The following is a 9,246-nucleotide window of genomic DNA, read 5'->3' as shown; positions in this document are numbered from 1 at the left end:
AATAAAACCATTGATTTTCTTTTATATATGACAACTATATACTTGTCATATTTGGTAGTCAATCCGTCATAGTTAAGTAGTCAATCCGTCATAGTTAGTAGTCAATCCGTCATAGTTAGTAGTCAATCCGTCATAGTTGAACGTTGAAAGGCTTGCTCCATAAGGGATACAGCTCAATGAAAAGATTTAAAAGATATAAAAATAATTAAAAATACGTTTGAAAAAATTGCCCTTGGTTTTCGCTACGCTCAAACTCTATTGAATCTCGCTTTCGCTCGATTCGTGGGGCAATTTTTTAGATCATCCTGTTGTGACTTTGAGAAAAAGCAAAAACAAGAGCAAAAGAAACTCGGAATTCGCTTCGCTCATAAAGCTTTTTTACTCGCTACGCTCGATCTAGGCCCAATTTTCTGCATGTGATTTACGCTTATTTAGGCTTCACAGCCTAAAAAGCTGTTTTTCAGAGAGTCGAGGTGCGAATTTTGGTGCTTCGCTCGTAGACACTCACTCTATTCATCCCGATTAGAATAAAAATAGTCTCTATTTGGCGCTCATTTGCGTTTTTTGACCTGATTACTCATTTCAATAGTCGATTCTATGTCTTATGTAAAAATGTGGCTGAAATCGCATGTGAGAGCGTTTTAACTTAGGTTTTATTTTTGACCTGTAGGCTAGAGTTTTCGCTTATAGATTTTTCTCTTAAAAATACAATAGTCAGGATCTCTTTTGGCCAAGCACTATCTTTACTGTCAGTTAAGTCAATTAAATGGATTGGGAGCCGGTACATACCGGCAATTTTTGGTTCACACACCACGCATCTAAAGATAAAAGCTCAAAATCCATGATTTATAAGGTGTACAGACGATTAATTATGATGAAGAATCTGATACCAAAAAATAGAAAGAAAAGTAGTTAAGTTATTGGTTTATATATAAATTAAATGATACCGCTGATGATACCAACAAAAGGCACTTTTTACACTTTAAGTTGTTGTTTAATAAATAGTTTTTTTGGTATCACTTGTACTGTTAGAATGATACCAGAATTATCTATTTTAATGTTAATTATCAATATATTAAGTGGTATCAAAATATTCTCATAGTAAATGAATAACGATTTTGTCATCTTTACCAGTCGTTACGATAGAAAAACTGGCACATGACTGTACTGTTTTGACTTAAAAATGAGTTCCAGAAAGTGTACACGCAAGAATTGATTAAATATTTGATTTATATTGATTCGCATGTGTACACCTATGTATACATTAAATGACAGTAAGTTTCTAAAATCATTGAAAATATGCTGTACACATAGGGTATACAAGCAATGTACACGCTTTATGCATTAATTCAGGTATAACATATTGAAATTTATTACAAATAAGCGTGTACAGCTAAAGGGTGAAGTGTTATGTCAACAGAATTGGTCAACTCGGCAAGTATCCTTAGTTTTCCTCGGCCATGTGATTTCTGTGAATTAAAGGAAAATGTTCAAAAATTTGCAGGGTTAATGCTTTGTGGAAATTGTCAGGAAAGCATCCGGATCACCAATCCTGGCATGTTTGAAGCCAATGGTCAGATTGAACAAAAAGCCCAGGATTAACCTGGGCTGCGTATAAGAGATTTTATGTTAAATGTTTTCTATAAGTTCGCTTTATAACCACCCCTAATTTGCTAGCAGGTTCTATATAACTTAGTATTCGCAAGTCTATTTGTTATTACTGTATAAGTAAAATTCAAGGCTCTTTAACAGGAACACCTCACGATTCAGAAAAAATGCTCGATTTTAGTCTATTAGCAAATATTCGTCCTGAAATAGAAACTGTACCGTTAGTAGGTGTTAATGATGCTTTACAACGTTTAAGAGCAGGAGATGTTAAGTTTAGATTTGTCATTCAAATGAATGCTTAAGTCTTTAACTTTTTAAATCTAAAAAACAGGAATTTCATTTATGTCTAAACACTATGATTATATTGCGATTGGCGGAGGCAGTGGCGGTATTGCATCAGTCAATCGTGCTGCCATGTATGGTAAGAAATGTGCACTGATAGAAATGGGTGATATTGGTGGAACCTGTGTCAACGTAGGATGTGTTCCTAAAAAAGTGATGTGGTATTCAGCTCAAATTGCCGATGCGATTCATAAATATGGTCCTGACTATGGCTTTAATACAGAATTGAAATCCTTTAACTGGAAGAAATTAGTTGAAAACAGACAAGCCTATATCAGCCGAATACATACATCGTATGACACAGGACTAGCTAAAAATAATGTTGATGTCATTCGAGGTTTTGCAAAATTTTTAGATGCTCAAACAATTGAAGTAAATGGTGAAACGTACACAGCTGACCATATTTTAATTGCTACGGGGACTCAAGCATTCAAACCTGAAATTGAAGGTGCTGAATATGGTATTGATTCCAATGGTTTCTTCGGATTAGAACACTTACCGAAGCGGACTGCTATTGTTGGTTCTGGCTATATTGCTGTGGAATTGGCAGGTGTTCTTAATGCATTGGGTTCGAATGTACAATTATTTATTCGTAAACATCAGCCTTTGCGTGGATTAGATCATTTCCTTGGTAAAACACTATTAGAGAATATGCGCAGTGAAAATATTAACGTGCATACTCATAGTCAGATTAACAAAGTGACTAAAGTTCAAGATAACTCACTTGTATTACACCTAGAAGATGGTACAGAACATAGTGTAGATTGCTTGATTTGGGCAATTGGTAGAAAACCTGCAACTGAAGCGATCAATCTTAATAAGACTCAAGTTCAATTGAACGAGAATCGCTTTATTCATGTTGATGCATATCAAAATACAACACAGTCTGGCATTTATGCAGTGGGTGATATTACAGGTAAAGTCGAGTTAACACCTGTTGCTGTGGCAGCGGGTCGAAGACTGTCTGAACGTTTATTTAACAATAAGCCAAATGAACATTTAGATTATGAAAATATTCCGACTGTGGTGTTTAGTCACCCACCTATTGGAACAGTTGGATTAACCGAAGATCAAGCCATAGAAAAATTTGGTAAAGATGCCATCAAAATTTATAGTTCTTCCTTTACATCCATGTATACAGCGATAACAGAACATCGACAACTCACAAAAATGAAATTAATTTGTGTAGGAACTGATGAGAAAGTGGTCGGAATTCATGGTATTGGATACGGTATGGATGAAATTCTGCAAGGCTTTGCTGTTGCTTTAAAAATGGGAGCAACTAAAAAAGACTTCGATAACACTTTAGCAATTCATCCGACTTCTGCTGAAGAATTCGTCACAATGCGTTAATCATTGATCATCTAAAAGAGCATTTATTTATATATTTGCTCTTATTTTTATATTCTATATCCAAATTATGAACTTTCAACAACTTAGAATTATTAGAGAACTCACTCAACATAATCTCAATTTATCACAAACAGCACATGCTCTAAAAACATCTCAATCTGGTTTAAGTAAAAAAGTCTTCTTTCATTATTATATCTTTTTATTTTTCTGAAATATTTACTTTAAGATATTGAATAACAAAATAAAATAAATGACAGCTTATGTGTCACTAACTAATGTCATTGATTGTCACTAAATTCTATAACTCATTGATATTATTTAATCAGAAATGACAACTTATGTGTCATCTGACGAATGTTGATAAATTAGTGGCTATGTAAGTGCTAATTTTACACTTCTCTATTATACTTTTTATCAAATTATTTTTAATAATATGCTACTACTTAATGAAAATATTAACTTTTTTGGTGATAACTCTCTTTTCATGTATGACTGCTCATGCTGCTGAGAGGAAATGGAGATCCTTAGCAGGTGTGATGTATTTAGATGAAAATTCTGTAGTTGTTACCAATGAACCTAAACTCGTTAATGCAACTATCTATGTGCATAATTCTAAAACAAACGAAAATTTGTTAAGTAATACTACAGTTGATTGTAAAGATAATACTTATTATATAGATGACTTAATTCAGGTATATGATGAAAAATTTATTCTAAAACGGGCAATTCTTTCTCCAATCAATACTAGACAAGACCCGAAAAAAATTACATCTGAGTCTCTTTATTTAGCTTTAGTAACTCTTTGTAATGACTCGAATAATGAGAGGTTTAGAGAAAAAGTATCTAATTTAAAATCACGTTATGATAGAAATTCTATTGGTCAACTTTACAATTTCATGGGCACTAATGAATGGTTCTTATTTCATGGAATGGTATCTGGTTTTGATACCATAAACGTTAAAGGATGTGAGTCCAACAATAAACTGGAAAATACTACAGACTGTAAAAGTGCAAAAGGTTTACTCCAAAATTATGGAAGCCTCAACTATATTCCAGATAATTACAGATATCAAAATGCGATAAATATTAAACAACTTGCGCTATCTGGAAAATTAGATGTTCTAAAGTCTATTAAACTCTATAGCACATGGTCTTCGTCTATTTACAAAAAAGCCGAGTCATACAGTAGGTCTAGTCAAGAATTATCTCGTGTTTACGCACTATTGCTGTTCTATGAGGATGTAACAGGGAAAGTTGTTAATGGTATTAAAAACTAATAACTAGCCCAATGAGTTGAAAGACTGAATAGGTTTTTGAATGATTACCGATTGAAAAGATCTTTTAGCCTCACTAAAATTAACATAATACACCTTATGCGAAGTCAAAAATGGGAGCTTAAGCTCCCATTTTTACTGATGATTTTTTAATTCTTTGAGCATAGCATCCCGCAAAATTTCATTCATTCGTGTTTGATAGCCTTTGCCTTGAGCTTTAAACCATGCAAGTACATCAGCATCTAAACGAATGGAAGTCTGTTGCTTCACTGGGCGATAGAATTGATTATGGCGTACAGCATTGCTCCAGTCGGTAATTTCGGGCATATCTGAGAGATCTAGCTGATCGTCAGGAACCGTTCCCTTAGCAAGCAAGCGTTGAATTTCAGCATCTTGCTTGTCGCTGAATTTTTCATTCAGTTCTTTGCGTGAGTATCTAACCATGCTCATATCTATCTCGCTCCGCCCTAGTGACTTGTCTTGCACTAATGATTCGTATGATTTCACAGTCATCTTCATCAAAGATGGTGTGAGCTACTAAGAGCATTAGTACGCCTTTTACTTTTCCAATGGTTTGCCAACGTTCTTCACCATCGGTATGTCTGTCTTGGATTGAGATCCTTAATGGATCATCAAAAACAAGGCTTGCTGTTTCGAAAGAGACATCGTGCTTTTTCTGATTCTTTCGATTCTTTGCCTCATCCCATTCGAAATACTGTTCCATAAAAAACATTCAAATTTGTATATACAATAATGTATCACAAAATTGTATTACTCAAGCTGAAAAGCGTAATTTTTAGTCAGATTTATTGGCAAGAACTATCAAAACTGTTCATAAAAAAGCCGACTTGTTTCCAAGTCGGTTTTTTAGGTTTTGCGTCCCAATTTTTTATAGCATAACTTTTTGAAATATAAAACTATTTTTATATGCATTTCGTATAAGCTCTATTATGTTAAATAATTAAGGATAAAAGCTTTATTACTAAATAGAACAGTTGCTTAAAGCAGTATAGAGTTAAGTTTGCATTTTAATATCAAGTTGTCTTTCAGCACCGATAATCACCATACGAATCCCATTTTCAAAAATGTCATCCGCATTCATATTTTGTAAGGTATTCACTCCTTGGAGCATGAGTGGATATATAGTTGGATCGGCTTCGAATGGTGGGTCTGATCTTATTTCTTCTTGCTGCTCCTCAAGGACCCACCCAACAATAAACCTTCCTAATGTCATAAGTAATGCAACTGCTTCAACAGGAGAAAACCCAGCATGAGATAACAGCGCAACTTGGGCCTCAATCGTGTTGAAATGTCCTTGACTGGGGCTAGTTCTTGCATGTAGACGAGCACCATCACGGTAAGCTAGTAGTGCTCGACGAAAGCTTACAGAATTAGCGAGCAACCAATCTTGCCATGTCATCCCATCGATGGGTAAAGAAACTAAATGGTGTTCATTTATAATGGTTTCCGCCATTGCTTCCATTAACAAGGATTTATTCTTGAAATGCCAATATAGAGTTGGAGATTTAATACCCAATCGTTGAGCTAGCTTGCGTGTGGTTATTGAATCTATGCCTTCTTCATTCAACATATCCAATGCGGTACGCAGGACTATTTCACGTGTCAGACGTTGAGGTGCAATATCTTTTTTACTCATAAATCTATCACTGATAGGGAGTGTGTGAGAGAATATTAATTCTATCATTGCTAGAGAAGGCATTTGTGAAGAAATCATTGAGCGTGATTTTAATCACTATATTTCTGGATGCTGTTGGGATTGGTTTAATTATGCCGATCTTGCCTGAATTATTACGGTCATTGGCTGGAGCTGAAGCAGGCGGTGTTCACTATGGTGCTTTATTAGCTGTGTATGCTCTGATGCAGTTCATTTTTGCACCTATCCTTGGAGCGTTGAGTGACCGATTTGGACGTCGACCTGTATTAATTATTTCAATTGCTGGTGCAACGGCTGATTATCTCCTAATGGCTGCTGCTCCTTCTCTATTGTGGCTATATATTGGTCGTATTTTTGCGGGAATTACAGGTGCCAACATGGCTGTTGCAACAGCTTATGTTTCAGATATTACTCCAGCCCATGAGCGTGCAAAAAGGTTTGGTCTCCTTGGAGCTGTCTTTGGTATTGGGTTTATAGCGGGTCCGGTAATAGGTGGAGTTTTGGGTGAATGGAACTTACATGCACCGTTCTTTGCTGCTGCTTTTATGAATGGGATTAATTTAATAATGACAGCAGTCTTATTAAAAGAATCAAAACACAGCAATAAAATGACTGAGAAGGTTCAGGAGCAATCAATATTAAAGAAATTATCCTATTTGATCACTCAACCTAATATGGCTCCATTGCTTGGTATCTTTTTAATTATCACATTGGTTTCACAAGTCCCCGCAACTTTATGGGTTATCTATGGGCAGGATCGTTATGGCTGGAGTATATTTATTGCAGGTGTTTCCCTTGCTAGTTATGGAATATGCCATTCTATTGCACAGGCTTTTGCTATCGCCCCTATGGTAAAGAGGTTTGGAGAGAAAAATACGTTGTTATGTGGAATAGCTTGCGATGCAATTGGTTTACTTCTTTTATCTATTGCTGTTGAAGAATGGGTGCCTTTTGCGTTGTTACCATTGTTTGCCCTTGGTGGAGTAGCCGTTCCTGCTTTGCAAGCAATGATGTCCAGAGGTATTAGTGATGAAAGACAAGGTGAATTACAAGGGCTATTAAGCAGTTTTAATAGTCTGGGGGCTATAATTGGTCCTGTATTAGTTACTAGCCTCTATTTTATGACTCAGGCATCAGCTCCTGGAATGGTATGGGCATTAGCTGCAATACTTTATGTAATCACCCTACCCTTATTGCTTAAGTATCGCCTGAATAAATATTCTGGAGTTCCATAAAATATTTAATTTATTGGTTTAAAAACTAATGGATTCTATAGTTTATCTAAAATTAACATAATACACCTTATACGAAATGCTATTTTTATTCTGATATAAATCATAATCTTATCGTATATAAAAAAGCCCAATCACTACCGATTGGGCTTTTTACGTGAATAGTCGTGTTCCACGTCTATTCTTTGATCAATGTTCCACACTTTTGATTAGCTCAGTTGAATAATGCCCTTAGCCATTCGGCAAGAAAAACCGGCTTAACCACCCTCTTTTCGGCTGCTCCGGTTCAACATGCTCCGGCACCGGAATACGCTTATTTTCTGTTTCGACCAGAGTAGTCAATCCGTCATGTTTAGCTTCTGCTGTGTCCGGTTCTGGAGCTGTTTTGGTCATGCTTGGTTGCAACGGTTCTTGATCGGTAAACGTAGTCATATTGGTTTTTGGGGCTTCTAATAGACGTTGCATTGCCTCAATTTGTTCGTCCTTAACATGTAACTGATCATTCTTAGCTTTTAATTCATCTCGTTGAAATTTCTCACGGTCATGAGCCTGTTCTAGCTGTTTTTGAAGCATGTGAACCTGTTGTTCAAGCAAGTGAACTTCTGACAACTTTCGTGTTTCGGTTGTCTGTGAACTGTTCACATGTTTAGATGGTTCACCAAAGACTCGAATAGCTTCAGAAAGATCAATTTTACCATCGCTATTCTTACTTAAATTACCTTTATTTATTTGTTTATAAACGGCTTGACGAGTCATTCCATAGAGGTTTGAAAGTTCGATAACAGATAGTGATTTCATGTTGTAATTTAGGTTGTCTATTATGTGAACTAAGATACATTAAGAAACAGTCAACCGCTACATACACAATCAAACCTCACCCTTTAAAACCTAAATTCCTAAGATGAGGAATAAATTGCTTTTGTTGTATTGGATCTCTAAGCATTTCTTTTATTCTTGATGCCAGTACATCATAGCTTTCTCCTTGAGCTGCTAAATGCGATAGCTCATGTAAGCGAGAAAGCTGATTGCCAAACATATTGATTTGAGCGTCTGTTAGTTTATAAACCTTATCTTGTTCGTTATGTTGATTAATACTTTTTGATTTTTCTTTAAATGAAAAAAGAATATGGGTGACTTTACGACCAGTTTTTTTCTGCTCATAGGAAACGCTTAATGGGCTGCATTCATTTATTTGGTCTACAGCAGTATCAATTACCCGTTTTTTGAAATCTGCAAATAGTGGGTATTTTTTGCCAAGCTCCAACATGCTTCGTAAGCTCTCAACAGAGATTTCACGCTTACCTATTTGTCTGTATTGCACCAATAATTCATAAATACGAATACCATATCCACTATTGATCCCAGCAATATCTGATAGAGCATACTTAGTAAATTCTCTACTTAAATTAGATATGAAGGGCAAGATAGGTTTTGAAAAACGAATACCAATGATACTTTGACTATCCAAAAACTGGATCTCTTGTACCCACCTCATTTTTATAGATTTATCATCAATACTAAGATTAATAGATCTTTCATAAAGTCTATTAATACCTTCTTTTAAGTCTCTGTATGCGGTTTTTTCATGTACTCCTAATAGCTGTAGTTCATTAACGCTTACAGGGTATAACTCATCATCAGTAATAGGCTGGCTCTTCGGAATACGTGAAATAGCTGCCAAGACGATACGCTGTTCTACAGCACTTAATTGATAGGAAGCTTCTATAACTTGATTTGATTTAACAATTTGATTCTTATCCAA

9 protein-coding genes and 1 pseudogene are annotated in these 9,246 nt (G+C 35.4%); 5 read left to right on the top strand and 5 right to left on the bottom strand.

Annotated elements, in window-relative coordinates:
• Window positions 1–1,410 precede the first annotated feature (1,410 nt).
• The 4 genes and pseudogenes from AC4CVD_RS18495 (at window position 1,411) to AC4CVD_RS18480 (ending at window position 4,580) form a co-directional block, all read left to right on the top strand.
• Window positions 1,411–1,602, top strand: coding sequence for a hypothetical protein (locus AC4CVD_RS18495; protein WP_068550827.1), 192 nt, complete (start codon window positions 1,411–1,413; stop codon window positions 1,600–1,602).
• A gap of 348 nt (window positions 1,603–1,950) precedes the next feature.
• Window positions 1,951–3,303: a glutathione-disulfide reductase gene (gene gorA / locus AC4CVD_RS18490; protein WP_002122354.1), complete on the top strand. Its 1,353-nt coding sequence runs from the start codon at window positions 1,951–1,953 to the stop codon at window positions 3,301–3,303.
• A 67-nt stretch (window positions 3,304–3,370) separates the two neighbouring features.
• A pseudogene (locus AC4CVD_RS18485) lies at window positions 3,371–3,481 on the top strand (CysB family transcriptional regulator); the annotation flags it as partial.
• Window positions 3,482–3,749: 268 nt separating this feature from the next.
• On the top strand, window positions 3,750–4,580 hold the full coding sequence (locus AC4CVD_RS18480) for a hypothetical protein (RefSeq protein ID WP_049044175.1): 831 nt from the start codon (window positions 3,750–3,752) through the stop codon (window positions 4,578–4,580).
• Between the two features lie 132 nt (window positions 4,581–4,712).
• Here AC4CVD_RS18480 and AC4CVD_RS18475 read toward each other — a convergent pair whose 3' ends face one another.
• The 3 genes from AC4CVD_RS18475 to AC4CVD_RS18465 form a co-directional block, all read right to left on the bottom strand.
• Entirely contained in the window at window positions 4,713–5,027 is a 315-nt protein-coding gene (locus AC4CVD_RS18475; protein ID WP_005098515.1) for a BrnA antitoxin family protein, read from the bottom strand.
• Window positions 5,014–5,301, bottom strand: a complete 288-nt coding sequence (locus tag AC4CVD_RS18470) for a BrnT family toxin (RefSeq protein WP_058870606.1) — start codon at window positions 5,299–5,301, stop codon at window positions 5,014–5,016. The genes AC4CVD_RS18475 and AC4CVD_RS18470 overlap by 14 nt, the downstream gene beginning before the upstream one ends.
• A gap of 291 nt (window positions 5,302–5,592) precedes the next feature.
• A complete protein-coding gene (locus AC4CVD_RS18465; RefSeq protein WP_004787586.1) occupies window positions 5,593–6,234 on the bottom strand; it encodes a TetR/AcrR family transcriptional regulator C-terminal domain-containing protein in 642 nt (213 codons plus the stop codon).
• Between the two features lie 65 nt (window positions 6,235–6,299).
• On the opposite strand from AC4CVD_RS18465, the gene tet(39) reads away from it, so the two are divergent.
• Window positions 6,300–7,487, top strand: coding sequence for a tetracycline efflux MFS transporter Tet(39) (gene tet(39), locus AC4CVD_RS18460; protein WP_004856455.1), 1,188 nt, complete (start codon window positions 6,300–6,302; stop codon window positions 7,485–7,487).
• A 228-nt stretch (window positions 7,488–7,715) separates the two neighbouring features.
• Here tet(39) and AC4CVD_RS18455 read toward each other — a convergent pair whose 3' ends face one another.
• Both AC4CVD_RS18455 and repM read right to left on the bottom strand, forming a co-directional pair.
• Window positions 7,716–8,282 (bottom strand): plasmid replication DNA-binding protein, encoded by a 567-nt coding sequence (locus AC4CVD_RS18455; RefSeq protein ID WP_068550826.1) that lies wholly within the window; start codon window positions 8,280–8,282, stop codon window positions 7,716–7,718.
• A gap of 76 nt (window positions 8,283–8,358) precedes the next feature.
• A complete protein-coding gene (gene repM / locus AC4CVD_RS18450) occupies window positions 8,359–9,246 on the bottom strand; it encodes a replication initiation protein RepM (protein ID WP_068550825.1) in 888 nt (295 codons plus the stop codon).

The sequence above is a fragment of the Acinetobacter sp. LipI_23 genome, assembly GCF_058243045.1.
Note: the sequence above shows the minus strand (reverse complement) of the source record. Positions and strands in the feature narration are given on the sequence as shown.